The sequence below is a fragment of the Paraburkholderia sp. WC7.3g genome (assembly GCF_050436345.1).
Lineage (GTDB): Bacteria > Pseudomonadota > Gammaproteobacteria > Burkholderiales > Burkholderiaceae > Paraburkholderia > Paraburkholderia podalyriae.
Genome location: NZ_JBNDMA010000002.1, coordinates 3,029,277 through 3,055,651, shown reverse-complemented (window position 1 = coordinate 3,055,651; position 26,375 = coordinate 3,029,277). Strand labels below are relative to the sequence as shown.

The 26,375-nt window shown below is 64.4% G+C and carries 25 protein-coding genes and 1 pseudogene; 18 read left to right on the top strand and 8 right to left on the bottom strand.

The window, feature by feature from the left end:
• The first annotated feature begins 144 nt into the window (after window positions 1-144).
• Both lpdA and OKW43_RS25405 read left to right on the top strand, forming a co-directional pair.
• Window positions 145-1,923: a dihydrolipoyl dehydrogenase gene (lpdA, locus tag OKW43_RS25410; RefSeq protein WP_429450439.1), complete on the top strand. Its 1,779-nt coding sequence runs from the start codon at window positions 145-147 to the stop codon at window positions 1,921-1,923.
• Window positions 1,880-2,236, top strand: coding sequence for a hypothetical protein (locus OKW43_RS25405; RefSeq protein ID WP_429451838.1), 357 nt, complete (start codon window positions 1,880-1,882; stop codon window positions 2,234-2,236). Before lpdA ends, OKW43_RS25405 begins: the two co-directional genes overlap by 44 nt.
• Before the next feature lie 3 nt (window positions 2,237-2,239).
• Here OKW43_RS25405 and OKW43_RS25400 read toward each other — a convergent pair whose 3' ends face one another.
• Complete coding sequence (locus OKW43_RS25400) at window positions 2,240-2,815, bottom strand: phasin family protein (protein WP_013089827.1); 576 nt, start codon at window positions 2,813-2,815, stop codon at window positions 2,240-2,242.
• 772 nt (window positions 2,816-3,587) lie between these two features.
• Here OKW43_RS25400 and pbpG point away from each other — a divergent pair.
• Window positions 3,588-4,778, top strand: coding sequence for a D-alanyl-D-alanine endopeptidase (gene pbpG / locus OKW43_RS25395; RefSeq protein WP_187638305.1), 1,191 nt, complete (start codon window positions 3,588-3,590; stop codon window positions 4,776-4,778).
• Between the two features lie 116 nt (window positions 4,779-4,894).
• Here pbpG and OKW43_RS25390 read toward each other — a convergent pair whose 3' ends face one another.
• Window positions 4,895-5,740: an IclR family transcriptional regulator gene (locus OKW43_RS25390; protein ID WP_429450437.1), complete on the bottom strand. Its 846-nt coding sequence runs from the start codon at window positions 5,738-5,740 to the stop codon at window positions 4,895-4,897.
• Window positions 5,741-5,920: 180 nt separating this feature from the next.
• Here OKW43_RS25390 and OKW43_RS25385 point away from each other — a divergent pair, with 180 nt between their 5' ends.
• Window positions 5,921-6,643 (top strand): (Fe-S)-binding protein, encoded by a 723-nt coding sequence (locus tag OKW43_RS25385; RefSeq protein ID WP_429450435.1) that lies wholly within the window; start codon window positions 5,921-5,923, stop codon window positions 6,641-6,643.
• Between the two features lie 111 nt (window positions 6,644-6,754).
• A complete protein-coding gene (locus OKW43_RS25380) occupies window positions 6,755-8,170 on the top strand; it encodes a lactate utilization protein B (RefSeq protein ID WP_429450433.1) in 1,416 nt (471 codons plus the stop codon).
• A 96-nt stretch (window positions 8,171-8,266) separates the two neighbouring features.
• On the opposite strand, the gene OKW43_RS25375 is transcribed toward OKW43_RS25380, so the two are convergent.
• On the bottom strand, window positions 8,267-8,785 hold the full coding sequence (locus OKW43_RS25375) for a hypothetical protein (protein WP_187638309.1): 519 nt from the start codon (window positions 8,783-8,785) through the stop codon (window positions 8,267-8,269).
• Between the two features lie 275 nt (window positions 8,786-9,060).
• Here OKW43_RS25375 and OKW43_RS25370 point away from each other — a divergent pair, with 275 nt between their 5' ends.
• The 10 genes from OKW43_RS25370 to iscX all read left to right on the top strand — a co-directional run bounded on the left by OKW43_RS25370 (window position 9,061) and on the right by iscX (window position 16,293).
• Window positions 9,061-9,300 (top strand): hypothetical protein, encoded by a 240-nt coding sequence (locus OKW43_RS25370; protein WP_187638310.1) that lies wholly within the window; start codon window positions 9,061-9,063, stop codon window positions 9,298-9,300.
• A 155-nt stretch (window positions 9,301-9,455) separates the two neighbouring features.
• Entirely contained in the window at window positions 9,456-9,953 is a 498-nt protein-coding gene (locus OKW43_RS25365) for a low molecular weight protein-tyrosine-phosphatase (RefSeq protein WP_187638311.1), read from the top strand.
• Window positions 9,954-10,125: 172 nt separating this feature from the next.
• A complete protein-coding gene (gene iscR, locus OKW43_RS25360) occupies window positions 10,126-10,656 on the top strand; it encodes a Fe-S cluster assembly transcriptional regulator IscR (RefSeq protein WP_187638312.1) in 531 nt (176 codons plus the stop codon).
• Between the two features lie 82 nt (window positions 10,657-10,738).
• Window positions 10,739-11,962, top strand: a complete 1,224-nt coding sequence (locus tag OKW43_RS25355; RefSeq protein ID WP_429450430.1) for an IscS subfamily cysteine desulfurase — start codon at window positions 10,739-10,741, stop codon at window positions 11,960-11,962.
• Window positions 11,963-12,034: 72 nt separating this feature from the next.
• Window positions 12,035-12,448, top strand: coding sequence for a Fe-S cluster assembly scaffold IscU (gene iscU, locus OKW43_RS25350; RefSeq protein ID WP_429450428.1), 414 nt, complete (start codon window positions 12,035-12,037; stop codon window positions 12,446-12,448).
• A 78-nt stretch (window positions 12,449-12,526) separates the two neighbouring features.
• Window positions 12,527-12,850: an iron-sulfur cluster assembly protein IscA gene (iscA, locus tag OKW43_RS25345; RefSeq protein WP_187638315.1), complete on the top strand. Its 324-nt coding sequence runs from the start codon at window positions 12,527-12,529 to the stop codon at window positions 12,848-12,850.
• Between the two features lie 138 nt (window positions 12,851-12,988).
• Entirely contained in the window at window positions 12,989-13,516 is a 528-nt protein-coding gene (gene hscB / locus OKW43_RS25340) for a Fe-S protein assembly co-chaperone HscB (protein WP_187638316.1), read from the top strand.
• A gap of 164 nt (window positions 13,517-13,680) precedes the next feature.
• On the top strand, window positions 13,681-15,552 hold the full coding sequence (hscA, locus tag OKW43_RS25335; protein WP_187638317.1) for a Fe-S protein assembly chaperone HscA: 1,872 nt from the start codon (window positions 13,681-13,683) through the stop codon (window positions 15,550-15,552).
• 186 nt (window positions 15,553-15,738) lie between these two features.
• Window positions 15,739-16,080, top strand: a complete 342-nt coding sequence (fdx, locus tag OKW43_RS25330) for an ISC system 2Fe-2S type ferredoxin (protein ID WP_090800789.1) — start codon at window positions 15,739-15,741, stop codon at window positions 16,078-16,080.
• A 15-nt stretch (window positions 16,081-16,095) separates the two neighbouring features.
• The gene (gene iscX / locus OKW43_RS25325) at window positions 16,096-16,293 is read left to right on the top strand and encodes a Fe-S cluster assembly protein IscX (protein ID WP_027198111.1); all 198 of its coding nucleotides are present in this window, start codon (window positions 16,096-16,098) and stop codon (window positions 16,291-16,293) included.
• Between the two features lie 97 nt (window positions 16,294-16,390).
• On the opposite strand, the gene OKW43_RS25320 is transcribed toward iscX, so the two are convergent.
• The 5 genes and pseudogenes from OKW43_RS25320 to OKW43_RS25300 form a co-directional block, all read right to left on the bottom strand.
• Window positions 16,391-17,089, bottom strand: coding sequence for a glycine zipper 2TM domain-containing protein (locus OKW43_RS25320; RefSeq protein WP_429450425.1), 699 nt, complete (start codon window positions 17,087-17,089; stop codon window positions 16,391-16,393).
• 346 nt (window positions 17,090-17,435) lie between these two features.
• Window positions 17,436-18,964 (bottom strand): annotated as a pseudogene (gene lysS, locus OKW43_RS25315) (lysine--tRNA ligase).
• Between the two features lie 164 nt (window positions 18,965-19,128).
• Window positions 19,129-20,233 (bottom strand): peptide chain release factor 2 gene (prfB, locus tag OKW43_RS25310; protein WP_187638320.1). Its coding sequence is split into 2 segments (ribosomal slippage): window positions 19,129-20,151 and window positions 20,153-20,233, totalling 1,104 coding nucleotides; the frame shifts between segments, so codons are not numbered across the junction.
• 109 nt (window positions 20,234-20,342) lie between these two features.
• Window positions 20,343-22,049: a single-stranded-DNA-specific exonuclease RecJ gene (gene recJ, locus OKW43_RS25305; protein ID WP_429450423.1), complete on the bottom strand. Its 1,707-nt coding sequence runs from the start codon at window positions 22,047-22,049 to the stop codon at window positions 20,343-20,345.
• Window positions 22,050-22,065: 16 nt separating this feature from the next.
• Entirely contained in the window at window positions 22,066-23,175 is a 1,110-nt protein-coding gene (locus tag OKW43_RS25300; protein WP_429450421.1) for a regulator, read from the bottom strand.
• A gap of 295 nt (window positions 23,176-23,470) precedes the next feature.
• On the opposite strand from OKW43_RS25300, the gene OKW43_RS25295 reads away from it, so the two are divergent.
• The 3 genes from OKW43_RS25295 to OKW43_RS25285 all read left to right on the top strand — a co-directional run bounded on the left by OKW43_RS25295 (window position 23,471) and on the right by OKW43_RS25285 (window position 26,363).
• Complete coding sequence (locus OKW43_RS25295) at window positions 23,471-24,724, top strand: lipoprotein-releasing ABC transporter permease subunit (protein WP_429450419.1); 1,254 nt, start codon at window positions 23,471-23,473, stop codon at window positions 24,722-24,724.
• A 31-nt stretch (window positions 24,725-24,755) separates the two neighbouring features.
• Window positions 24,756-25,472, top strand: coding sequence for a lipoprotein-releasing ABC transporter ATP-binding protein LolD (lolD, locus tag OKW43_RS25290; protein WP_376776489.1), 717 nt, complete (start codon window positions 24,756-24,758; stop codon window positions 25,470-25,472).
• Between the two features lie 102 nt (window positions 25,473-25,574).
• Window positions 25,575-26,363, top strand: a complete 789-nt coding sequence (locus tag OKW43_RS25285) for a TatD family hydrolase (protein WP_429450416.1) — start codon at window positions 25,575-25,577, stop codon at window positions 26,361-26,363.
• The last annotated feature ends 12 nt before the right edge of the window (window positions 26,364-26,375 follow it).

The following is a 26,375-nucleotide window of genomic DNA, read 5'->3' as shown; positions in this document are numbered from 1 at the left end:
TGAGATCCGCCGGCGCGGGCGCGGATAGTTTCGACTGATCCGCGTCGCGCCGTTCGCGCGTTCGTCGTGCGCCGTGCACGTCGAACGCGCCGCTCGTCACCGCTCAACCGCAATCATCTTGCATCCGCAGGAGAAGGGGACACTATGAGTCTCGTCGAAGTAAAAGTACCGGACATCGGTGACTTCAAGGACGTCGACGTCATCGAAGTCAACGTCAAGCCGGGTGACGTCATCGAGCAGGAGCAGTCGCTGCTGACGCTCGAATCCGACAAGGCGTCGATGGAAGTGCCGAGCGATATCGCCGGCACCGTCAAGGAAGTCCGCATCAAGCCAGGCGACAAGGTTTCGCAAGGCACGGTCATCGCGCTCGTCGAGGCATCGGCGGGCGGCACGACTGCAGCCGCTGCGGCGCCGAAAGCGCCCGAGAAGGCGGCTCCCGCGCCGGCGCCTGCCGCTGCGACGCAGAAGGCCGCCGCACCGGCTCCGCAGGCCGGCAGCTATACGGGCAGCGCCGACATCGAGTGCGACATGCTCGTGCTCGGTTCGGGCCCCGGCGGCTATTCGGCCGCGTTCCGCTCCGCCGACCTCGGCATGAAGACCGTTCTGGTCGAGCGTTATCCGACGCTCGGCGGCGTGTGTCTGAATGTCGGCTGTATCCCGTCGAAGGCGCTGCTTCACACCGCGCTGGTCATCGACGAAGCGGCTGATCTCGCGTCGCACGGCATCACGTTCGGCAAGCCGCAGATCGATCTCGACAAGCTGCGCGATTTCAAATCCGGCGTGGTCAAGAAGCTGACCGGCGGTCTCGCCAGCATGGCGAAGGCGCGCAAGGTCGAAGTGGTGGTCGGTACTGGCGAGTTCGTCGATCCGAACCACATGGAAGTGCAGACCGAAGGCGGCAAGAAGGTCGTCAAGTTCAGGCAGGCGATCATCGCCGCGGGCTCGGAAGCGATGAAGCTGCCGTTCATTCCGGAAGATCCGCGGGTCGTCGATTCGACCGGCGCGCTCGAACTGCGCCAGATTCCACAGCGCATGCTCGTGATCGGCGGCGGCATCATCGGTCTGGAAATGGCGACTGTCTATTCGACGCTCGGCGCGCAGATCGACGTGGTCGAAATGCTCGAAGGCCTGATGACGGGCGCGGACCGCGATCTGGTCAAGGTCTGGGAGAAGTACAACAGCACGCGTTTCGCGAACGTGATGCTGAAGACCAGGACGACCGCGGCCGAAGCGAAGGACGACGGCATCTACGTGTCGTTCGAAGGCGAGAAGGCGCCGGCCGAACCGCAACGCTATGACCTCGTGCTGGTGGCCGTCGGCCGCTCGCCGAACGGCAAGCGGATCGGCGCGGAGCAGGCCGGTGTCGCGGTGACGGATCGCGGCTACATCGAGGTCGACCGGCAGCAGCGCACGAATGTGCCGCACATCTTCGCGATCGGCGATATCGTCGGTCAGCCGATGCTCGCGCACAAAGCCGTGCACGAAGGCCACGTGGCGGCGGAAGTCGCGCATGGCGAGAAGGCGTACTTCGACGCGATGCAGATTCCGTCGGTGGCTTACACCGATCCGGAAGTAGCGTGGGCGGGCAAAACGGAAGACCAGTTGAAGGCCGAAGGCGTCAAGTTCGGTAAGGCGGTGTTCCCGTGGGCCGCGTCGGGCCGCGCGATCGCCAACGGTCGCGACGAGGGCTTCACGAAGTTGCTGTTCGATGAGGAAACGCATCGTGTGATCGGCGGCGGTATTGTCGGTCTGAATGCGGGTGACCTGATCAGCGAAGTCTGTCTCGCGATCGAGATGGGCGCGGACGCAACGGATATCGGCAAAACGATCCATCCGCATCCGACGCTCGGCGAATCGATCGGCATGGCCGCTGAGCTGTATGAAGGCGTTTGTACCGATCTGCCGCCCGTCAAGAAGAAGTAAGGCGGTGCGCGGCGCCTGTATGGCGACATGCGGGCGCGGCGAGCGGATCAAGTCGCGGCAAAGAAAAACGGCGCGCTCCAGGTTGGAGCGCGCCGTTTCTGTTTTTGCGGCGACCGGTAAGCGGGCAAAAAAATCCCGGCTTGACGGCCGGGCAAACGATACGCCATTGCAACGTATCGGAGCGTTCGGCCAATCAAACCGTATATGCGGCAACGGCACGACGCTGTTGCTTGCGATAACGCCGACGCAGCACGTTGGCTGGGCCGGCGTGAAGGACGACGCCAGGCTCGAGGCCTGGCGTATTGAGGCGTGAAGCTTAGACTGCCTTCTTGGCGGCGGCGCGCGATGCTTGCGCGGCGGCTTGCGAAGCTGCCTTCGAAGCGGCCGTTGCAGCTGCGTTGAAGTTGCTTTCCGCGATTTCGACAGCCTGGCGGGTTGCCTTGTGGACCGTTTCGTACGTGGTGTTGGCGGCGGTGATAGCCGACTTCATCACGGCGACAGCGGTTTCCGAACCAGCCGGCGCGTTCTTGGCGACGTTTTCGACGAGCGCCTGAACCTTGCGGTTTTGCTCTTCGAATTGCGCTTCAGCGACGCGGGTGAATTCGCCCTGCGTTGCCGAAACGATTTCGTACACGTGGCGGCCATACGACAGCGCCTTTTCAGCCACCGGCTGCGCGAGGCTTGCTTGCAGTGCCAGCAGTTCCTGCGCGTCCTTCACGGACAGTGCGCGTTGGGCATTTTCCTGGCTTTCGGCGAGCGTCGACTTCACAACTTGCAGATTCAGCTCAACCAGCTTTTCGACGCCTTCAAATGCTTTGGTCGTCAGGCCGAACAGAGTTTCGAAGTTGGCTTTCTGGGCTGCGGCGAATTGCTCAGGGGTCAGCAGGGTCATGGTTTACGCTCCTGGATTGCGGCCGGTCTGTGCGGACCGCATTGGTGGGTGGCAAGACGTAGATTGAACGTTTGCCCGGACCGCGATGTATTGTGCATCGCAGCAATGTTTCCCATTTTAGGATGGCTGCAAAGAATGTCAAGTATTTTTTGTGCAATGCACAATATTAAGAAAATGCCGATAAAACAATAGGTTATGCAGTAGGCATGTCATTAATATGACGCGGCACGATCGGGCCATGGTACGTCGCTGGTGCGGGATAACGTACCATTCACTGCGCGTTCCGGAAATTATTTTTCCCCGTCAGGGCCTTGGTGCATGCATTACAGGGCCGGCGTCGCAGCGACTCTTCCCCCTGAAAAAACACCATTCGTGAATCTGTGTAAACCACAAGGTGACAAGGAACGTTAAAGAGCGATGGCGGTCGAACGCGCGTTAGCGACTTTCGTCAGACACTTAAAAGTCTGTCGCTTGCAACCCCTTCATGGCGCGGCGTAGTTCAGCCGGTGCTCTGACGGTATTTCCCCGAATCAAGCTTGTCTCAAAGTTGCCGTTATGCTGCAAGGATCTGCTCGAATGAGCGGGGCGGCGGCAATGGCGAGATCTGGCGGCGACGATCGTTTTTTCCGATCGAGGCGCGGCACTTATTTGCGTTTTCGCGATCGGAGCTGACAAGCCGGTTTAAGGAGCGCGTATAAGTGCTTCAAATTGCTAATTTTTCGTTGCTTTACTACACTTGCGGAAACCTCTCGCCGCTCCCTAAAGAACACCCATGAAAACCGACATGTTTTCGTCGCTAAAAGTGCTCCACGGCGCGGCGCGTGGCACCGCTCTGTCGGTGGCCGTCTCGCTAGCCATCGCAGCGGCGTTCGCTACGCCTGTCAGCACTTTTGCAGCTACGTCTGCTGCAACCGCAAAAACTTCAAAACACGCCAAAACCGCCAAAAATCGGGAGCAGATGGCCGCCACCGAAAAGGTGGCGGGCCATGCGGCGAAAGCCGGCAAGGGCGAGGCGGTGAAAGCCGCTGCCGCGGATGAAGATGCGCCGCGCGCCGGCGTCAAACGCAAGCGCGTGACATTCACGGCGAACGGCCGGCATCGTTCGGTCATGCGTCGCGTCGCGTACGAGCCGCGCCAGCCGACCGTCGGCCAGGCCTTTGGTCTGCACGAGACGCCGGACGCGCTGATGCTGCGCTCGAGCGTCGCGTACGTGATCGACCAGAACAGCGGCGAGACGCTGTTCGACAAGAACTCGCGTGCCGTGGTACCGATCGCATCGATCAGCAAGCTGATGACTGCTATGGTGGTGCTCGATTCGAAAGAGCCGATGACCGACCAGATCGAAGTCACCGATGAAGACCGCGACTACGAGAAGAACACCGGTTCGCGTCTGTCGGTGGGCTCGGTGCTGTCGCGCGAGGACATGCTGCACATCGCCCTGATGGCGTCGGAAAACCGCGCGGCAGCGGCGCTGTCGCGCTACTATCCGGGCGGCCGTCTGGCCTTCCTCGCGGCGATGAACGCGAAGGCGAGGCAGCTCGGCATGAACGACACGCACTTCGAGAACCCGACGGGTCTGACGAGCATGAACGTGTCGAGCGCGCGCGATCTCGTCAAGATGGTCAACGCGGCGTATCAGTACCCGCTGATCCGCAAGTTCTCGACCGATCACAGCTACGAGGTGTACACCGGCAAGCGCACGATCGCGTACAACAGCACAAACGCACTGGTTCGCAACCCGACGTGGGACATCGGTCTGCAAAAGACCGGCTTCATTAACGAAGCGGGCGAGTGTCTGGTGATGCAGGCGACCATCCACGGCCGGCCGATGATCTTGGTGCTGCTCGATTCGTCGGGCAAGTACTCGCGTTTCGCGGATGCGACGCGGCTGCGAACGTGGCTCGATAACGGCGGCGACCAGCCGCGCATCACGAGCGCCGATGCCGGCGGTCCGGGTACCTGAAGCCTGAACGGTCGCCCAGCCGACCGTATTCAGGCCGGCTGCGCTCATCGTGCAAAGAAAAAGCCTCGCGGATGCGAGGCTTTTTTCATGATGCCCCGAGGGCGCCAAGGGAAGGGTCAACCGCCGCCAGCCGGCCGCTGCGCCACCTGCGAATGCTGGCCGTGCGAGCCGCGTGAATGGTCCTGCTGCAGCTGCGGGCGATAGCCGAGCGACTCCGAAATCATCAACGCGGTCTGGCTCAACTGCCCGAGCCACGAATCCTGCAAACGATCGGCCGGCGCGGACAGTGACAGGCCGGCGACCAGCTTGCCGGTATCGTCGTAGATGCCGGCGGCGATGCAGCGCACGCCCAATTCCAGTTCCTCGTTGTCGCGCGCGCAGGCCTGCTGGCGCACATGCGACAACTCGCGCTCGAGTTTCGCGAGATCGGTGATGCTGTTCTGCGTATGGCCCGACAAGCCGGTGCGTGTTGCGTAGGCACGCACGCGGGTGGCTTCGTCGGCGGCGAGGAACAGCTTGCCGACCGACGTCAGATGAAGGGGCGCCCGCCCGCCGATCGCCCGCACCACCTGCATGCCCGAGCGCTCCGAATACGCGCGTTCGATATAGACGATTTCGTCGCCTTGACGCACCGACAGATTCACGGTCTGCCCAGTCTGACGGTGCAGCTCGCGCATCGGCGTGAGCGCCGCGTCGCGCACCGACAGGCGCGCCTTGACGAGATTGCCGAGTTCGAGCAGGCGCATGCCGAGACGGTAAGTGCCGGGATCCGAACGGTCGACCAACCGACACATCACCATGTCGTTCAGGATGCGGTGCGCAGTGGACGGGTGCAGTTCCGTGCGGAGGGCCAGTTCTTTCAGGCTGACCGGGTCGCTATGCGCCGCCAGTGCGTCGAGCAGGCGCATCATGCGTTCGATCACTTGGATCGAAGTTTTGGGATCCGGGTTCGTATCGCTCATATGAGAATTGGTGGATGCGTCAAACAGCGAAGACTGATTGTATCCCGTATGGTGAAAAAAGCGAACGCGCATCGAACGGCGCTTCCAATCCGGCACTGCATGCTTTCTATGCCTTCCGGCCGTTGGTATTGCGCCGCCAAACGGCGGATAATCAGGGACGTTTCCCCGAAAGGAGGGCTCATGCGAGTCGGATTGTTCGTCACGTGCCTGATCGACCTGATGCGTCCTGAAATCGGGTTTTCGGTGATCAAGCTGATCGAAGGCGCTGGTTTCGAGGTCGTGGTGCCGCCCGCGCAAACCTGTTGCGGGCAACCCGCGTATAACTCCGGAGACCGCCCGCTCGCGCGCGAGCTCGCCGAGAAAACACTGCGCGAGTTCGCACAGTTCGACTACGTGGTGGTGCCGTCGGGCTCGTGCGGCGGCATGATCCGCGCGCACTACGGGGACCTGTTTCGCGACGATCCCGAACTGATGAACCGTTTCGGCCACCTGCGCGGCAAGGTGTTCGAGCTGACGGATTTCCTCGTCAACGTCGCGAAGGTGCGGTTGCAGCCGGGCGAGTTTGCGGAGCAGGTGACTTATCACGACTCCTGTTCGGGCTTGCGCGAACTGGGCGTCAAGGCGCAACCGCGCGAACTGCTCGCACAGGTCGGCGTTGCGGTCACCGAGATGAAAGGCTGCGAGCATTGCTGCGGCTTCGGCGGCACGTTCGCGGTCAAATACGGTGATATCTCGACCGCGATCGTCGACGAAAAGTGCGCGAACATCGCCGCTAGCGGCGCCGGTACGGTGGTGCTTGGCGATCTCGGCTGCATGTTGAATATCGAAGGGCGGCTGCGCCGCAACGGCGACGCGACGACGCGCGTGCTGCACATCGCGCAGGTGCTGGCCGGCGACGTGTAATGCCGCGCGCAGAACACGGGTCGTCGTTCGCGTCGCGTTCCTTTTGTCTCTTACGCGTTGCGTCGCGCGCGAATGCGCCGCGCGTTTCAATCCGATCTCATCAGGGCCGCCATGCAAGTCCAATCGATGCAGTTCAAGGCTCGCGCCGGTCAGAAGCTCGCCGACCAGCGCCTGCAGCAGAACCTGACCAAACTGTCCACGAAGTTCGTGTCGGCGCGCGCGAGCGCGATGACCGCGATCGACTTCCCCGCGACGCGGGCGGCGCTAAAGGAGCGACGCAATCGCGCGCTCGACAATCTCGACGTGTGGCTCGAAACCTTCGAGCGCGAAGCGACCCGGCGCGGCGTGACGGTGCTGTTCGCGGAGACGACGCAGGAGGCGGCGCGGCTCGTCGGCGACATCGCGCGCAAGCATGACGTGAGGAAGGTGATCAAGACCAAGTCGATGGTCACCGAGGAAATGCGTCTGAACGAAGTGCTTGGGCAGATGGGCGTGCAGTCGATCGAAACCGATCTCGGCGAATACATCCTGCAGATCAACGACAACGAGCCGCCAAGCCACATCATCGCGCCGGTCGTTCACAAGGATAAGGACGAGATCGCCGACCTGTTCGCGAAGACGCACGGCCGGCCGCGGCTCACCGAGATTCCCGACTTGACGCGCGAGGCGCGCGAGATGCTGCGGCCGCATTTTTTGAGCGCGGACATGGGCGTGACGGGAGGCAATTTCATCATCGCGGAAACGGGCTCGGTCGCGGTCGTGACCAACGAGGGCAACGAAGGTATGTGCACGGTAATGCCGCGCGTGCACGTCGCTGTGACCGGCATCGAGAAGGTGCTGCCGACGCTCGAGGATCTCGCGACTGCTATGCGCCTGCTGCCACGTTCGGCAACCGGTCAGGCCACCTCGAACTATTTTTCGATGCTGACCGGGCCGCGTGGCGCGGGCGATCAGGACGGGCCCGGGCATATGTATGTGGTGCTCGTCGACGGTGGGCGCACGGGGCTGATCGGCGGTGACTTTCAGGAGATGCTTCGCTGCATCCGCTGCGGCGCGTGCATGAACCATTGCCCGGTGTATCAGAAGGTCGGCGGGCACGCGTATGGATGGGTCTATCCGGGGCCGATGGGGTCGGTGCTGACGCCGAGCTATGTCGGCATCGACAAGGCGCTCGACCTGCCCCAAGCCGCGACACTATGCGGCGAGTGCAATAGCGTGTGTCCGGTCGGCATCCCGCTATCCGATCTGTTGCGCAAGCTGCGCGAAAAACAGATGGAACGGCACCTGCGGCCGTGGAAGGAGCGCGCCGGGTTGGCGGTGTGGGGTTGGCTCGCGCTGCATCCCGATGCCTATGCGCTCTTCACCAAGCTCGCCGTGAGGGTGCTCGAGCGCATGGGCGGGCGCAATCGGTCGATCGCCAAACTGCCGTTCGGCGGCGCGGGCTGGACCGATACGCGCGACATGCCGGCGCCTGTCGGCCGCACGTTCCGGGAGTTGTATGCCGCGCAGCGCAGCCATATCGGCTGAGCGGGCGGGCGGCGTCGGGAGTGGTTTGACGGCCGCGCTCGCGCCGCCTGCGAGGTGCCACGGGCGCGAGCGTGGTGGTTCAGCGCCGCCCACTCCTCAATGTTCGGTCATCTGCCCCGCCTGCCGCGCGGGCGCATTTCTCACCCACCCGTTACCTTGTCCGCCGCCGTTGCCTGCTTGCGGCTGGGCCGGCGGCGGGCCGCCTGCGGCGGGGCGTGGGCCGCCATTGGCGCCGCCAGGACCGTGCGGACCGCCCGCAGCGCCCTGCGGCGGCGGGCCGCCGCGCGGTTGACCAGGACCGCCGCCGTTGTTGCCACGATCGTTGTCATGATCGCCGTGATGCCGGTCGTTGTCGCCCGGATGACCGCGATCCGGATAGCCGCGATAGCCTGGGCCCGGCGCCGGACCGTAGTAGCGTCCCGGACCGTAATCGCCGTAGCCGAGGTACACGTTGGTTTGCGGCACGACCGCGGCGCCCGGCGCGTACGCGGAACCGTCGTAACCGCTATAACCGCCGTAGCCGTTGCCGTACATCGGCGTGCCGTCCGGATAGACCGCGCAGCCGCCGAGCAGAGCGGCGGCCACGAGGCCAGCGAGAGGTGCAATGCGTTTCATGTTTTCAGACCGGTTGCAAGTACAAAGAACTATCGATGTAAGAGTAAGACCGTCATTATCGCCGGCCGTCGCGGTGGCTTTGTATGCGTTTGTAAGCTTTTCTTTTTCGTGCCAGCAGCCGATGCCCCGCTCCCGGAAGGCGGTCAATTGACTGTTCCGTTTCGGGCAACGATCTGTCGCGCGCGGGCGCGTATTTCCCGATTGTGAATTCCTATAGCATTTGGACTGGGCATAGTGCGCCAAAAGCTCATGCGCCCCTAATTGGAAAACACATCATGAAAAAGACAATATCGGTGTACTGGCCTCTGGCCATCGTTGTGCCGCTCGCGCTGCTCGCGTGTCTACACGTCAACGGCCAAACTGCTTCGCGCGCTCCACAGATGCCGCTCGACGCCAATCATCTGACCGCAGAACTCGCACGCGCGGTGTCGTACGGGATGATCGACACCGCGTCGGCATTGTCGGCCAAGCCGATGCGTGCGGCCACGGCGACGCCGCTCGCCGAAGCGTCTTAAGCAGGTGCGTCGGACGGCGGCGGTTCGAAGCCGCTGCGCTTACCCGGCTGTACCACGCCGGGCGCGAATCCGTCGAGGTTTGTATAATCGCGGCGCAGTTCACTGACTGTCTGCCGACCCCTACGCGCGGCGCCTCGAGCGTCGAAGAATCCCTGATGAAAACTGTGTCCGTCTGTTTCGTGTGCCTCGGGAATATCTGCCGTTCACCGACGGCGGAGGGCGTGATGCGTCGTCTGGTCGACGAGGCGAAGCTCGCGGACTGCATTCTGCTCGATTCGGCCGGCACCGGCGATTGGCACATCGGCGCGGCGCCCGACGAACGCGCGCAACGCGCGGCGCGCCAGCGCGGCTATGCGCTCGACGCGCTGCGCGGTCGCCAGATCACAGCCGCGGACTTCGAGCGCTTCGATCTGCTGATTGCAATGGACGACCGCAACGTCGCCGCGTTGCGTCAACTGTGTCCGCCCGCGCAGCGCGACAAGATCCGTCTGTTGATGGAGTTCGTGCCGGAGTCGGATGGCCGTTGGAGCGGCGCGCGCGAGGTCGTCGATCCCTATTTCGGCGGCGCGGAAGGCTTCGAGTTGGTGCTCGATCAGTGCGAAGCAGCCTGCCGCGGGCTGATCGCCGCGCTGCGCCCGCAGTTGCTCGGGTAAGTTTCGGGCAAAAACGCGGCCCCCATCCCGCATGCACCGCGCAGACGGGCTCGGCGCCAAAGCATGGCGATCAATTAAGCGGATGACACAAAATATACTGGGCATACTTGACTAAATCGCTCATGTATTTATACTTGACCGAACTTGTCGAGAATTGCGGTTCCCACATCATATGAGACTCACCACGAAAGGCCGTTTCGCCGTCACGGCGATGATCGACCTGGCGCTGCGCCAGGAGCAGGGCCCGGTGACGCTTGCGGGTATCAGCCAGCGCCAACACATCTCCCTGTCGTATCTCGAACAGCTGTTCGGCAAGCTGCGCCGTCATGAAATCGTGGAGTCCGTGCGCGGACCGGGCGGCGGCTACAATCTCGCGCGCCGTGTCGAAGAGGTGACGGTGGCCGACATCATCATCGCGGTCGACGAACCGCTCGACGCCACCCAGTGTGGCGGCAAAGGCACGTGCGAAGGCACCAAGCAGCACGACGGCCACTGCATGACTCATGAGCTGTGGTCGACGCTGAACCAGAAAATGGTCGAATACCTCGATTCGGTTTCGCTGAAGGATCTGGTCGACCAGCAGCGCTCGCGCGAAGGCGCGCCGACGGTGCTGCGCGACAGGCGCAACGACGCGCCGGCGGTCGAACCCGCCCGCGTGGCGCCCAAAGGTCCCAATTCCGTTTTCAACATGGCCGGTTCGTGAAGCGCGGCGCGCAATAAAAAATCCCGCCGCCGCCCCATATCGAGTCCAGAAGCCAGAGCACATGACGCCCCCGGAGCAATTGATGAACAACGACTCTTTCCATCTGCCCATCTACATGGACTACAGCGCCACGACGCCGATCGATCCGCGTGTGGTGGACAAGATGATCCCTTATCTGCGCGAGCAGTTCGGCAATCCCGCGTCGCGTAGTCACGCTTATGGCTGGACCGCCGAGCGCGCAGTCGAGGAAGCGCGCGAGCAGGTGGCCGCGCTCGTGAACGCCGATCCACGCGAAATCATCTGGACCTCGGGTGCGACGGAGTCGGACAACCTCGCTCTGAAAGGTGCCGCGCACTTCTACAAGAGCAAGGGCAAGCACATCATCACGGTGAAGACCGAGCACAAGGCGGTGCTGGACACCACCCGCGAGCTCGAGCGCGAAGGCTTCGAAGTCACCTATCTGGATGTCAAGGACGACGGTCTGATCGATCTCGACGCGTTCAAGGTGGCGCTGCGCCCGGACACGATTCTGGTGTCGGTGATGTCGGTCAACAACGAGATCGGCGTCATCCAGGACATCGAGGCGATCGGCGAGATCACGCGTGAGAAGGGCATTATTTTCCACGTCGACGCGGCGCAGGCCACCGGCAAGATCCAGATCGATCTGCAGAAGCTGAAGGTCGACCTGATGTCGTTCTCGGCGCACAAAACCTACGGCCCGAAGGGCATCGGCGCGCTGTACGTGCGCCGCAAACCGCGTATCCGTATCGAAGCGCAGATGCACGGTGGAGGCCACGAGCGCGGCATGCGTTCGGGCACGCTGGCCACGCACCAGATCGTCGGCATGGGCGAAGCTTTTCGTATCGCACGTGAAGAGATGGCGACCGAAAACGAGCGCATCCGCATGCTGCGTGACCGGCTGCTGAAAGGCCTGTCGCAAATCGAGGAAGTGTATGTGAACGGCGACATGGAAAAGCGTGTGCCGCACAACCTGAACATCAGCTTCAATTTCGTCGAAGGCGAATCGCTGATCATGGCGGTCAAGGACGTGGCGGTGTCGTCGGGCTCGGCGTGCACATCGGCGTCGCTGGAGCCGTCGTACGTGCTGCGCGCGCTTGGCCGCAACGACGAACTCGCGCACAGCTCGATCCGCTTCACGGTGGGGCGCTTCACGACCGAGCAGGAAATCGATTACGTGATCAACCTGCTGAAGTCGAAGATTTCCAAGCTGCGCGATCTGTCGCCGCTGTGGGAAATGCACAAGGACGGGATCGATCTGACGACCATCCAGTGGGCCGCGCACTGACGCGCCGGCTGGACGAAGCGGACATCGAACGTTCATCGGATTGCAGGTTGAAACGAATTAAGGAGTGTAATCATGGCTTATAGCGACAAGGTCCTCGACCACTACGAAAACCCGCGCAACGTCGGTTCCTTCGCGAAGGACGACGACACGGTCGGTACCGGCATGGTCGGCGCGCCGGCCTGCGGCGACGTGATGAAGCTGCAGATCCGCGTCGGCGTGGACGGCATCATCGAAGACGCGAAGTTCAAGACCTACGGCTGCGGTTCCGCCATTGCATCGAGCTCGCTCGTCACCGAATGGGTGAAGGGCAAGACGCTCGACCAGGCCATGTCGATCAAGAACACGCAGATCGCTGAAGAACTGGCACTGCCGCCGGTGAAGATCCACTGCTCGATCCTCGCGGAAGACGCGATCAAGGCAGCGGTCGCCGACTACAAGCAGCGCCACGGTGAAGCAGCGGTTGCCGAAGACGGCAAGGCCGCCTGAGCAACAGGGTAAGAACGGAGTAACCGGTGGGCGCGGCGCGAACACGCGCGCCGCGCACTCTGGCAACTGAGAAACGTTATGGCAATTACGTTGACCGAAAAGGCAGCACAGCACGTCCAGAGGTATCTGACCCGCCGCGGTAAAGGCATCGGGTTGCGCGTTGGCGTGCGCACCACCGGTTGCTCGGGCCTCGCCTACAAGCTCGAGTACGTGGACGAACTCGCGCCGGAAGATCAGGTGTTCGAGACGAGCGGCGTGAAAGTCGTCGTCGACCCGAAGAGTCTCGCGTATATCGACGGCACGGAACTCGACTTTGCGCGCGAAGGGCTGAACGAAGGCTTCAGGTTCAACAACCCGAACGTGAAAGACGAATGCGGCTGCGGCGAGTCATTCCGCGTCTAGGTTCGTTACTTTCCGCGTGCGGCGGATCAAAGGCGGCGCGGGCCGCCTTTTTAGTTTGATCCCCGCTCCACTGAAGCGCTCACGCCTGACAAGGCCCAGTGTTTTCACACCACGTTTTCATCAACGGACTTAAATTCGATGGCCTCGCTGAACGACAGCCACTTCGACCTGTTTGGTCTGCCGGCGCAATTCGCGCTCGACGCGAGCACGCTCGATCATGCGTACCGCACCGTGCAGGCGCAGGTGCATCCGGATCGCTTCGCGGCGGCCGGCGATGCGCAAAAGCGCATCGCGATGCAATGGGCGACGCGCGCGAACGAGGCCTATCAGACGCTGCGCGATCCGCTCAAACGCGCGACCTATCTGCTGTCGTTGCGCGGTATCAACGTCGGCGCGGAAAACAACACGGCGATGGAGCCCGCGTTCCTGATGCAGCAGATGGAGTGGCGCGAGAACATCGAGGACGCGGCCGCGGCGAAGAACGTCGACGCGCTCGACGCGCTGCTCGTCGAGTTGCGCGACGAAGAACGTCAGCGCTTCGACAAGCTCGGCGCCTCGCTCGATAGCGGCGCAAATCAGGCGGCCGGCGAGGCGGTGCGGCAGTTGATGTTCATCGAGCGCGTCGCGTCGGAAGTCGACGCGCAGATCGAGCGGCTCGAAGGCTAGCGTGGTTTCGTGCGACCCGCGCCAATGCGCGGCGCCGGCAAGCAGCAACGGTAGGCAGCGATGTAGCGAGCGACAAACCAAAACCAGAGCGGCCGCGAGCCGCGGCATCACCCCCAGCAACGCGAACATTCAGGACGGGGCACAACGTCCCCGAGAAGATCCAGATGGCCTTACTGCAAATCTCCGAACCCGGCATGGCGCCGGCGCCTCACCAACGGCGTCTGGCGGTCGGTATCGATCTCGGCACCACCAACTCCCTCGTCGCCGCCGTGCGCAGCGGCGTCCCCGATGTGCTGCCCGACGAAGATGGGCACGTGCTGCTGCCGTCGGTGGTGCGTTACCTGGAGCAGGGCGGTCGTCGCATCGGCCGCCGGGCGAAGGCCGAAGCCGCGACCGACCCGCGCAACACGATCGTGTCGGTCAAGCGCTTCATGGGCCGCGGCAAGGCCGAGGTGGAGGGCGCCGAGAACGCGCCGTACGATTTCGTCGATGCGCCCGGCATGGTGCAGATCCGCACTGTCGATGGCGTGAAGAGTCCGGTGGAAGTATCGGCTGAAATTCTCGCGACGCTGCGCCAGCGCGCCGAAGACACGCTCGGCGACGAGCTGGTCGGCGCGGTGATCACGGTGCCCGCTTACTTCGACGAAGCGCAGCGCCAGGCGACCAAGGACGCCGCGCGCCTCGCGGGGCTGAACGTGCTGCGTCTGCTCAACGAACCGACTGCGGCCGCGATCGCCTACGGTCTCGACAACGGCGCCGAGGGTCTGTACGCGGTCTATGACCTCGGCGGCGGCACGTTCGACCTGTCGATCCTGAAGCTCACCAAGGGCGTGTTCGAAGTGCTTGCGGCGGGCGGCGATTCCGCCCTCGGCGGCGACGACTTCGACCATGCGTTGTACCGCCACGTGCTCGAGCGGGCCGGCATAGCGCGGCAGACGCTCGCGCCGCACGACGTACGCCTGCTGCTAGATAGCGTGCGCGAGGCCAAGGAGGCGTTGTCGAGCGCGTCGCAGGCAAGCGTCAAGCTCACGCTCGCCAACGGCACCACGCTCGATCTGACGATCGACGAAGCCACGTTCGAGACCCTCACGGCCGCGCTGGTGCAACGCACGCTGGGCCCGACGAAAAAAGCGCTGCGCGACGCGAAGGTCACGACGAAGGAGATCAAGGGCGTCGTACTGGTCGGCGGCGCGACGCGAATGCCGGTGATCCGCCGAGCGGTCGAGGCGTTCTTCGGCCAGCCGCCGCTCGTCAATCTCGATCCGGATCAGGTCGTCGCGCTCGGCGCCGCCATCCAGGCCGATCTGCTGGCCGGCAACCGCGGCGCGGAAGGCGACGAGTGGCTGCTGCTTGACGTGATTCCGCTGTCGCTCGGCGTCGAGACGATGGGTGGCCTCACCGAGAAGATCATTCCGCGCAACTCGACGATTCCGGTCGCGCGCGCGCAGGATTTCACGACCTTCAAGGACGGCCAGACCGCGATGGCGATTCACGTCGTCCAAGGCGAGCGCGAGCTCGTCAGCGATTGCCGTTCGCTCGCGCGCTTCGAGCTGCGCGGCATTCCGCCGATGGCCGCCGGCGCCGCGCGCATTCGCGTGACCTATCAGGTCGACGCCGACGGCCTGCTGTCGGTGTTTGCGCGCGAGCTGGCGTCGGGCGTGGAGGCATCGGTCGTCGTGAAGCCTTCGTATGGCCTCGCCGACGACGACATCGCGCGCATGCTCGAAGACAGCTTTTCGACCGCTGAAATCGACATGCGGGCGCGCGCTCTGCGTGAGGCGCAGGTCGAAGCGCAGCGTCTCGTCGAAGCGACCGACGCGGCGCTCGCCGCCGACGCCGAGCTGCTCGACGACAGCGAACGCGCCGAGCTCGACGCGCTGCTGGCGGCATTGCGCAATGTCGGGCGGGGCGACGACGTCGGCACCATCGAAGCCGCGACGAAGGCGCTCGCCGAAGGCACCGACGAATTCGCCGCGCGCCGCATGAACAAGGGAATTCGCCGCGCGCTGTCGGGCCGCAAGCTCGACGAGCTATGAACGGGCGAGCGTAGCGACAGCAACGTGCACGCGACGCGCGCTCGGGCCACGCGCGAACTGCGCCCCCACGAACCACCGATCGCGCCGCGCGGACTTAAAAAGTCCGCGCGGCGCCAGTAAAATGGCACGGAGCCTGCACGCGGCATTGCTGGCAGCCGCCGTGCCTCAGACCCAAACGGAAACTGTATGCCTCAAATCGTTGTGCTGCCTCACGTCGAACTGTGCCCGGAAGGCGCGGTGATCGACGCCGTTCCCGGCAAGAGCATCTGCGACAACCTGCTCGATAACGGTATCGAAATCGAGCATGCGTGCGAGAAGTCGTGCGCGTGCACGACTTGCCACGTGATCGTGCGTGAGGGTTTCGCCGCCTTGACGCCATCTGAGGAAGACGAGGACGATCTGTTGGACAAGGCATGGGGGCTGGAACCGGCTTCGCGCCTGTCGTGTCAGGCGGTCATGCCGGACGAGCAGGATCTGGTCGTCGAAATTCCGCGTTACTCGATCAATCACGCGAAGGAAAACCACTAACAGGAGGGCGCCGCCATGAAGTGGACCGATACGCAAGACATTGCGATGGCTCTGACGGACAAGCATCAGGACGTGGATCCGCAGCAGGTGCGTTTCACCGACCTGCACCGCTGGGTGACCGAGCTCGAAGGCTTCGACGACGATCCGAACCGTTCGAGCGAAAAGATTCTCGAAGCGATTCAGGCGGCATGGATCGAAGACGCGGATTATTGAACGCGTGATCGAACGGGTGCATTGAACTGCAAAGAAAAGGCGATTCCGATGGAATCGCCTTTTTTCGTGGCGCGTCGACGAACGTCGGGCGCCGAGCTCAGTCGGCGACGAGGCCGCCGTTCTGAACGCGCACGCGCTCGCCGTCGCGGAACGGCGGCGCCTCGCTATAGGTGAAGTAGCGCGTCTTGCCGTCTTCCATGCGCACGCGCACCGAATACGACGTCGTGCTGCGCAGATGTTTTTCGACCGAGTTGCCGGCGAACCCGCCGCCGAGCGCGCCGAGCAGCGTCATTGCGGTACGCCCGCCGCCGGCACCGAACTGATTACCGACGACGCCCCCGGCCACCGCACCGCCGACCGCGCCAATGCCGGTGCCATGTCCTTCATGCCGAACCGCCGAGATCGCGACGACGGTGCCGCAAGTCGAGCAATAAGCGGCTTGCGGCACCGGCTGTTGCGCATGCTGCGGCGCGGCCTGTGCCTGCTGTTGCTGCGCGTATTGCTGCTGCGTCGGAGCAGCCGCAGGGGTGACCGGCACCGCTTGCTGAGCCTGAACCTGCCGCTGTTGCGCCGATGGATTGACCGGCGCGGCCGAATCGACGACGCCCGGCGGTTGTGTGCTGACCTGCGCGGCCTGTGTCTGGCCGTTCTGTGCGCCGTTGCCCGACGCCTTCGGGAACACGCCGGTGATCGCCGCGGTAGCGACGAGACTCGCGACGAGCACCGCGCCGGCGGCCACCGCGATCAACGGATGAAGACGACGTGGCTGCGTGGGTTGATGAGTAGGGGTGTCCATGTTGGGCCTCCGTTTCTGACAGAGCCGACTTCTGGTGAGACTGAGTGTCGGGCAATTCGATCCGGGCAGCGTTTCAATTTGTAACCCGTGCGGTGACAGCCCTGGGCGTGCGTCGGTGACCTGTTCGCGGCGCGCCTTGCTGTTCGCGCGCTTGTAAAACCACTACGACAACGGCGACGCGTGCGTGACCGGGCAGCTTTTACCGCTGGTTACAAACGATCGTAAGCAGAAATCGATCCCGCGAGGGGAAAAGGCTCGGCATAAAAAACGCCCGACATCAGCCGGGCGTTCTTCACCACCATGGCATTGCACTCGAAGCGCAACGATCGCTAGCGCTCGGCGCCGCTCAATCCTCGCGACGCAGATGCGGGAACAGGATCACGTCGCGGATGCTCGGGCTATCGGTCAGCATCATCACCAGACGGTCGATGCCGATACCGCAGCCGCCCGCCGGCGGCATGCCGTATTCGAGCGCGCGGATGTAGTCGGCGTCGTAGAACATCGCTTCTTCGTCGCCGGCGTCTTTCTGGTCGACCTGCTTCTTGAAGCGCGCGCGGCCTGATCTTCCGGATCGTTCAGCTCCGAGAAGCCGTTGGCGATTTCGCGACCGGTGATGAACAGCTCGAAACGCTCGGTGATGCCCGCCACCTTATCCGACGCCCGCGCGAGCGGCGAAACTTCGATCGGGTAGTCGATGATGTAGGTCGGCTCCCACAGTTGCGACTCGGCGGTCTCTTCGAACAGCGCCAGTTGCAGCGAGCCGACGCCCGCATTCAGGAACTTCGGCTGCGATGCATCGACGCCGAATTTCTTCAGCTCGGCGCGCAGGAAGGTGCTGTCGGCGAGCTGTTCGTTCGTGTATTGCGGCGCGTACTTCTGGATCGCCTGCGTGATCGTGAGCCGATGAAACGGCTTCGACAGATCGAGCTCGCGACCCTGATACGTGATGGTGGCCGTGCCGAGCGAATCGGTCGCGGCCTGGCGAATCAGCTGCTCGGTGAAATCCATCAGCCACTTGTAGTCGGTGTAGGCCGCGTAGAACTCGATCATCGTGAATTCCGGGTTGTGGCGCACGGACACGCCCTCGTTGCGGAAGTTACGATTGATCTCGAACACGCGCTCGAAACCGCCCACCACCAGCCGCTTCAGATACAGCTCCGGCGCGATGCGCAGGAACATCTGCATGTCGAGTGCGTTGTGGTGCGTCGAGAACGGCTTGGCCGCCGCGCCGCCCGGAATCGGATGCAGCATCGGCGTTTCGACTTCCATGAAGTTCGCGTCGGCCATGTACTTGCGGATCGACGAAATCGCCTTCGTACGCGCGACGAACGTGCGGCGCGTTTCCGGCGTGACGATCAGGTCGACATAGCGCTGGCGGTACTTCATTTCCTGATCGGCGAGACCGTGGAATTTGTCCGGCAGCGGACGCAGCGATTTCGACAGCAGGCGCAGCTCGGTGCAGCGCACCGACAGTTCGCCCTTGTTGGTGCGGAACAGCACGCCGCGCGCCGCGACGATGTCGCCCATGTCCCACTTCTTGAACGCGTCGTAGGTTTCCTGACCGACGTCGGCCGGCGTGATGAAGAACTGGATCTGACCCGAGCCGTCGCGCACGGTCGCGAAGCTCGCCTTGCCCATCACGCGTTTCAACATCATGCGGCCGGCGATCGCGACTTCGAGCGGATTCGCTTCGAGCGCTTCCTTGTCGGTGTGTTCGTACTGTGCCTGCAGATCTTCGGCGTGGTGCGTAGGACTGAAATCGTTCGGATAGGCGACGCCTTGCTCACGCAGCTCGCGCAGCTTTTCGCGGCGCTCGGCGATGATCTTGTTGTCGTCCGCTGCGGGCACGACAGTCGGCTGGGTCGGTTCAGTCATGATGATTTGGTATTCGGTGGCCCGCGCGCGGCGTGCGCCGTGGGCGGGAAGCCAGTCAGTGTAAAAACCTCAGGCGGTACTGGAAAAACGGCGAACAAACAACGCGGAAGCAGCGACGAAGGAAGCGCGGTCCCGATCGGTGAACGTGGCCGCGCCGTGCGCGCTCATACGCCCTGTTTCAGGCTCGCGCTGATGAACGGATCGAGGTCGCCGTCGAGCACGCTCTTCGTATTGCTGATTTCGACGTTGGTGCGCAGATCCTTGATGCGGCTGTTGTCGAGCACGTACGAACGGATCTGATGGCCCCAACCCACATCGGTCTTGCCCGCTTCGAGCTTGTCCTGCTCGGCCTGACGTTTGCGGATTTCCGCTTCGTACAGGCGCGATTTCAGCATCGCCATCGCTTCGGCGCGGTTGCGGTGCTGCGAGCGGTCGTTCTGGCACTGCACGACGATGCCCGACGGCATGTGCGTGATACGCACTGCCGAGTCGGTCTTGTTGATATGCTGACCGCCCGCGCCCGAAGCACGGTACGTGTCGATGCGCAGGTCGGCCGGATTGATGTCGACTTCAATCGAGTCGTCGATTTCCGGGTACACGAACACCGACGAGAACGACGTGTGACGACCGCCCGACGAGTCGAACGGTGACTTGCGCACGAGCCGGTGCACGCCGGTTTCGGTACGCAGGAAGCCGTACGCGTATTCGCCTTCGATCTTGATCGTCGCGTTCTTGATGCCAGCGACATCGCCTTCGGTCTGCTCGAGCACTTCGGTCTTGAAGCCCTTGCGCTCGCAATAACGCAGATACTGGCGCAGCAGCATCGACGCCCAGTCGCACGCCTCGGTGCCGCCGGCGCCGGCCTGGATGTCGAGAAAGGCGTTGTTGGGGTCGGCCGGATTGGCGAACATCCGGCGAAATTCCATGTCGGCGACGCGTGCCTCGATGGCCTGGGCGTCGGCTTCGCAGGCGAGCAGCGTGTCGTCGTCGGCTTCTTCGCGCGCCATGTCGAACAGGTCCTGCGCGTCGCGCACGTCGTTGGTGATCGACGTGAGCTTGCCGACCGTATCGTCGAGCAGCTTCTTTTCCTTACCGAGTGCCTGGGCGTGCTTCGAGTCGTTCCAGACGTCCGGGTCTTCGAGTTCCCGGTTGACTTCGATCAGACGAAGTGCCTTGTCGTCGTAGTCAAAGATACCCCCGTAGGTCGTCCGCGCGCTTGCGCAGGTCGGCCAGAGAGGCTTCGATCGCGTTGAGACGTTCCGCTTCCATGTCGATCTTCTATTCTGCGTAAAAAGCAGAAATTATAGCCGATCGGCACGCCGCGCCGGAGCCTCACGGGCGATCCGGCGCGCGTTCGCGATTGATTTTGCGGAAGATTTCAGCTCACCGCGTGCTCGACGATCAGTTGCACGCGCGACACGCCGTTCCACGTGTCGCTCGCGAGCCGATAGGCGACGGTCGTGCGCGCGGGCAGGGTGTCCGTGTGGTTGAACCAGATCGCGTTGAAGCGCTGGCGGCCGCGCAGCAGTTGCAGCTTCAGGTGCTTGTCCTTCACGAGCGCCTGCGAGGCGACCTCGAACTCGCCCGAGAATACCGGCGCCGGAAAGCCTTGGCCCCAGACGGCCGCGTCGAGCATCTCGACGAATTGCGGCGTGAAGTATGCGTCTTCGAGCTCGCCGTCGGTTTCCACCGTGCGCGCGAGCGCCTCCGCGGACAGCCACTCGCGGCCGACCGCCTCGAACGCGGCCGTGAAGCGCGGCACGTCGGCGGCGGCGATCGTCAGGCCTGCCGCCATCGCGTGGCCGCCGAATTTGACGATCAGGTCCGGCTCGCGCTTCGAGATCAGATCGAGCGCGTCGCGCAGGTGGAAGCCCCCGATCGAGCGCCCCGAGCCCTTGACGAGCACGCCGGTAGCGTCGGCGGGCGCGAATGTGAACGACGGGCGGTGGAACTTCTCCTTCAGGCGCCCCGCGACGATGCCGATCACGCCCTGATGCCAGCCCGGATTGAACAGCGTGATCGTGGTCGAGCCGTCGGGATCGATCGTCGACAGGTCGTCCAGCGCCTGCTGCTGCATGCCCGCCTCGATTTCACGGCGCTCGCGGTTCATCGCGTCGAGCTGCTGCGCGAGTTCCCATGCGCGGCCGACGTCGTCGGTGGTCAGGCATTCGATGCCGAGCGACATGTCCGACAGCCGTCCCGCCGCGTTCAGGCGGGGTCCCAGCGCGAAGCCGAGGTCGAAGCCGGACGCGTTGCGCGCATCGCGCGCGGCGGCGCGAAACAGCGCGGCGATGCCCGGCTGCATGCGGCCGCGGCGGATCCGCTGCAAACCTTGCGCGACCAGCACGCGGTTGTTGCCGTCGAGTTTGACGACATCGGCGACCGTGCCGAGGGCGACCAGATCTAGCAGGCCGTCGAGGCGCGGTTCGGACAGCGCGTCGCCGAACGCGCCGCGGCGGCGCAGTTCCGCGCGCAGCGCGAGCAGCACGTAGAACATCACGCCGACGCCGGCGATGCATTTGCTCGGGAACGTGCAGCCCGGCTGGTTCGGATTGACGATCGCGCGGGCGGCGGGCAGCTCGTCGCCGGGCAGGTGGTGGTCGGTGACGAGCACGTTGATGCCGAGCGCGTTGGCCGCCGCGACGCCGTCGACGCTCGCGATGCCGTTGTCGACGGTGATCAGCAGATCGGGCTTGCCGGCTGCGCTGCGCGTCGCCAGCTCGACGATGTCCGGCGTGAGCCCGTAGCCATGCTCCATGCGGTTCGGCACCAGATAGTCGATGCGCGCGCCGAACATGCGCAGCCCGCGCACCGCGACCGCGCATGCGGTCGCGCCGTCGCAGTCGTAGTCGGCGACGACCAGCATGCGGCGCTGCTGCTGGAGCGCGTCGGCAAGCAGCGCGGCGGCCGCGTCGCAGCCCTTCAGTTCGGCGGGCGGGACGAGCCGCGCTAGGCCGGTCTCGATGTCTTCGGGCAGGCACACGCCGCGCGCTGCGTAGAGGCGCGCGAGCACCGGATGCAGGCCGCAGCGGGTCAGCACTTCGGCGTCGACGGGGGAGCAGGGGCGCGTAACGATTCGGGTCATGCGGAAGGGCCGTGGATCATTCGATGAAAAGCGAGGCCAGCACGCGCCGCCGCCAGAATTTGCGCAGATCGCGGCGCGTGACCGTCAGCGTCACCGAGCCGGTGTCGCCGCACAGCGTGAGCGCGAGTTCGGCAAGCTCGCCCGCTTGCAGCGCCGCGAGCGCGGGCTCGAACCAGTCGGTCTGCAGTGCGGCGAATGCCTGGTTCCAGCGCGCCCAGTCCTGCTCGATGTAGGGCGCGGAGAACGGATCGAGTTCGACGAGCGTTGCGCCGCTACCGTTGGTCGCACCGCGCAGCGCCGCCGACAGTTCGCCGTACGACGCCGGCGGTGCGCTCGTCGCGACCCCCGCGCTGAGCGCGAGACCGCGCGTCGCGGCGGCATCCGACAGCACCAGCGCGAACGGACTCTGCACGGGCCGCGCGGCGCCCTGCGCGTGAAACCAGATCGAGTTGACTGCCGGCAGCCCGCGCGCCTCGCGCGCTTCGTTGACCGGATGCTCGAACCACGCCATCTGCACTTCGTTCTGCAGCTTCATCCACGCGCGCGAACGTTGGCCGGAATGCGCTTCGTGCGGCAGCCAGATCTCGATGTTGCGGCCGCTCGCGCGCAACGGCGACGCGCCCGCGAGCGTGCCGAAAGCATCGCTCGACAGATACCAGCGGGTCGGCTTCGGCGCCTCGATGCGCACGCCGAGCTCCTCGATCAGCGGACGTGCGAGCGCGAGCAGCGTGCCCGCTTCGTCGTCCGACAGATCGAGCGACGCGGGATCGATCAGCACCAGGTGGTCGTGCGCGATGCGCACGTGCACCGGCTGCACGCAGGCCCACGTCGCGCTGCCGGGTTCACCGCCGTCGGCGCGCAGCATGTAAGGCGCGAGCGGGGCTTCGTCGGCGGCGGCCGAGGCGCCGTCGGGCAGCGCGCCGAATTGTTGCGCGACCCAGCGCTCGTGCGGCAGCGTGCGCTGAAAATCCTCGCCGATCACGCGTTCGATCAGCGTCGCGCGCGCGATCAGCCGGTCGAGGGCGGGACTCTGGATGTCGTGGAGCGCGGTGGAGGCGTCGGCCGCGGCGGGCAGCACGAAGGGCAGCAGAAGATGGAGGCGGTCGGCAGGCATGATGCTGCGCATTGTAGGGCAAACGGTGCGAGTATTTCGATGCGGGGCGGCCGGTTTGTCGATCGCGCGGCCGCGGCAGGTCCGTTGCGCGAGCCGGCGGCATTGTGTGGCAAACTTCGCGCTTGATCGCTGGTCGAGCCGCGGGGCCTGGCAGGGTGGCGCACCGGCAGAGCCGCCCAGCGGCCACGCGAGCGAGGAACGATCCGCGCCGCCGCGAGCCCAACGATCACGACGCTCGGGCCGCACGGCGGGCGCTTGATGTCCGCCGCCCCCGGCACACAGTCGAAGAACGCACAAAAGGATTCGCTTGAAATTTCCCTACGAATGGCAGATTGGCTGGCGCTATACGCGCGCCGGCAAACGCACGACCGGTAACGGCTTCATTTCGTTCATCGCGCTGGTGTCGATGTCGGGCATTGCGCTGGGTGTCGCGGCGTTGATCGTCGTGCTGTCGGTGATGAACGGCTTTCAGAAAGAGGTGCGCGACCGCATGCTGTCGGTGCTCGCGCACGTCGAAATCTTTTCGCCGACCGGTTCGATGCCCGACTGGCAACTGACCGCGAAGGAAGCGCGCCAGAACAAGGAGGTGATTGGCGCGGCTCCGTACGTCGAGGCCCAGGCGCTGCTCACGCGCCAGGATGCGGTAAGCGGTGTCGCGTTGCGCGGCATCGAGCCGACGCTCGAGCCTGAAGTGTCCGACATCGGCAAGGAAATGAAGGGCGGCAAGCTGACCGACCTCATGCCGGGCGACTTCGGCATCGTGCTCGGCGCGGATCTCGCCGCGAACCTCGGCGTGCAGCTGAACGACAAGATCACGCTGGTCGCGCCCGAAGGCACGATCACACCGGCCGGTATGCTGCCACGGCTCAAGCAGTTCACGGTGGTCGGCATCTTCGAGTCGGGTCACTACGAATACGACAGCACGCTCGCGCTGATCAACATCAAGGACGCGCAGGCGCTGTTCCGGCTGCCCGCGCCGACTGGCGTGCGGCTTCGCCTCTCCGACATGCAGCGCGCGCCGCAAGTCGCGCATCAGCTGGCGCGCACGCTGTCGGGCGATCTGTACATTCGCGACTGGACCCAGCAGAACAAGACCTGGTTCTCGGCGGTGCAGATCGAAAAGCGCATGATGTTCATCATCCTGACGCTGATCATTGCGGTGGCCGCGTTCAATCTCGTGTCGTCGCTGGTAATGACGGTGACCAACAAGCAGGCCGATATCGCGATCCTGCGCACGCTCGGCGCACAGCCCCGCTCGATCATGAAAATCTTCGTCGTGCAGGGCGTGACGATCGGCTTCATCGGCACGGCGACCGGCGTCGCGCTCGGTTGCCTGATCGCATGGAGCATTCCGTGGCTCGTGCCGATGATCGAGCATCTGCTCGGCGTGCAGTTCCTGCCGCCGTCGGTGTACTTCATCAGTGAGCTGCCGTCCGAGCTGATTCCGGCCGACGTCGCGCGCATCGGCATCATCGCGTTCGTGCTGTCGGCGCTCGCGACGCTGTATCCGAGCTGGCGCGGCGCGAAGGTCCGTCCGGCGGAGGCGCTGCGTTATGAATGACCGCCTCGTCCATCCGTCAACCGATGCATCCATGACCGCTCAGGGCCCCGCGTCGTATCCGTATGTGCTCGAAGCCACCGGCATTTCCAAATCGTTCGTGCAGGGCGGCCTGAACGTGCAGGTGCTCAACAACGCGCAACTCGCCGTGCGGCGCGGCGAGAAGCTCGCGATCGTCGGTGCGTCGGGCTCCGGCAAGAGCACGCTGCTGCACGTGCTCGGCGGTCTCGACGATCCGAGCGCGGGCCAGGTGTCAGTGCTCGGCAAGCCGTTCACGAAGCTCTCCGAGCGCGAGCGCAACGACCTGCGCAATCGCGCGCTTGGTTTCGTGTATCAGTTCCACCATCTGCTGCCGGAGTTTTCCGCGCTCGACAACGTCGCGATGCCGCTGCGGATTCGTCGCGAGACGACCGAAGTCGCGCGCCGTGAGGCAATGGCGGTGCTGGAGCGCGTCGGCATGGGGCATCGCGCGAAGCATCGGCCAGGTGAGCTGTCGGGCGGCGAGCGCCAGCGTGTCGCGATCGCGCGCGCGCTTGTCACGCAGCCCGCCTGCGTGCTGGCCGACGAGCCGACCGGCAATCTCGACGGCGGCACCGCCGACACGGTGTTCAACCTGATGCTCGAACTGTCGCGCACGCTCGAGACCAGCTTCGTGATCGTCACGCACGACCCGGAACTGGCGGGCCGCTGCGACCGCATCGTGCGGCTGCGCGACGGCGTGCTGCACGAAGAGCCGCCGGTGCCGGTCTGAATGCGGGCCGGCATGGTCGTTGCGGGTGCTCGCGGATGACTGACGCCCACCGCCGACCGCCGGACCGCCTTCGGTGCGCTCCCACTGCCAGCGAGACAACCCATGTGGATCGATACGCACTGCCATCTCGACGCTTCGGAGTTCGACGCGGACCGTGACGCGGTCGCGGCGTCCGCGCGCGATGCGGGGGTGTCGCGCATCGTGATTCCGGCCATCGGGCGACAGAACTTCGCGGCGGTGCGCGAGCTCGCGCACCGCGTCGACGGCGGCGCGTACGCGCTCGGCATTCATCCGCTGTTCACGCCGGGCGCCGTCGATGCCGACCTCGACTTGCTGCGCATGGAGATCGAGGCGAGTCTCGACGATCCGCGCTTCGTCGGCATCGGCGAGATCGGGCTCGACTTTTTCGTCGCTGGTCTCGACGAAGCGCGCCAGCAGTTTTTCTACAACGGCCAGTTGGAACTCGCGCGCGAATTCGATCTGCCGGTGATCTGCCACGTGCGCAAATCGCAGGATCAGGTGCTCAAGGGGTTGCGCCGGCATCAGATCCATCGCGGCATCGCGCACGCGTTCAATGGCAGTTTTCAGCAGGCGGAGGCTTATATCGATCAGGGGTTGCATCTCGGCTTCGGCGGCAACCTGACGTTCGAGCGCGCGCGGCAAGTCCGGCGACTCGCCGAACAGTTGCCGTTCGACGCGCTGGTCATCGAGACCGACGCGCCGGATATCGCGCCATCGTGGATGTACCGGCAGCGCAATTCGCCCGAGCAGATTCCGGCGATCGGCGCGAGCCTCGCGCAACTGCGCGGTGTCACCTCGGACGCAGCCGCCCTTGGCACAACGGCTAACGCGCTCGCCGCGCTGCCGCGACTCGCGCTTTCCTCTGCATAATCAATACCGTTG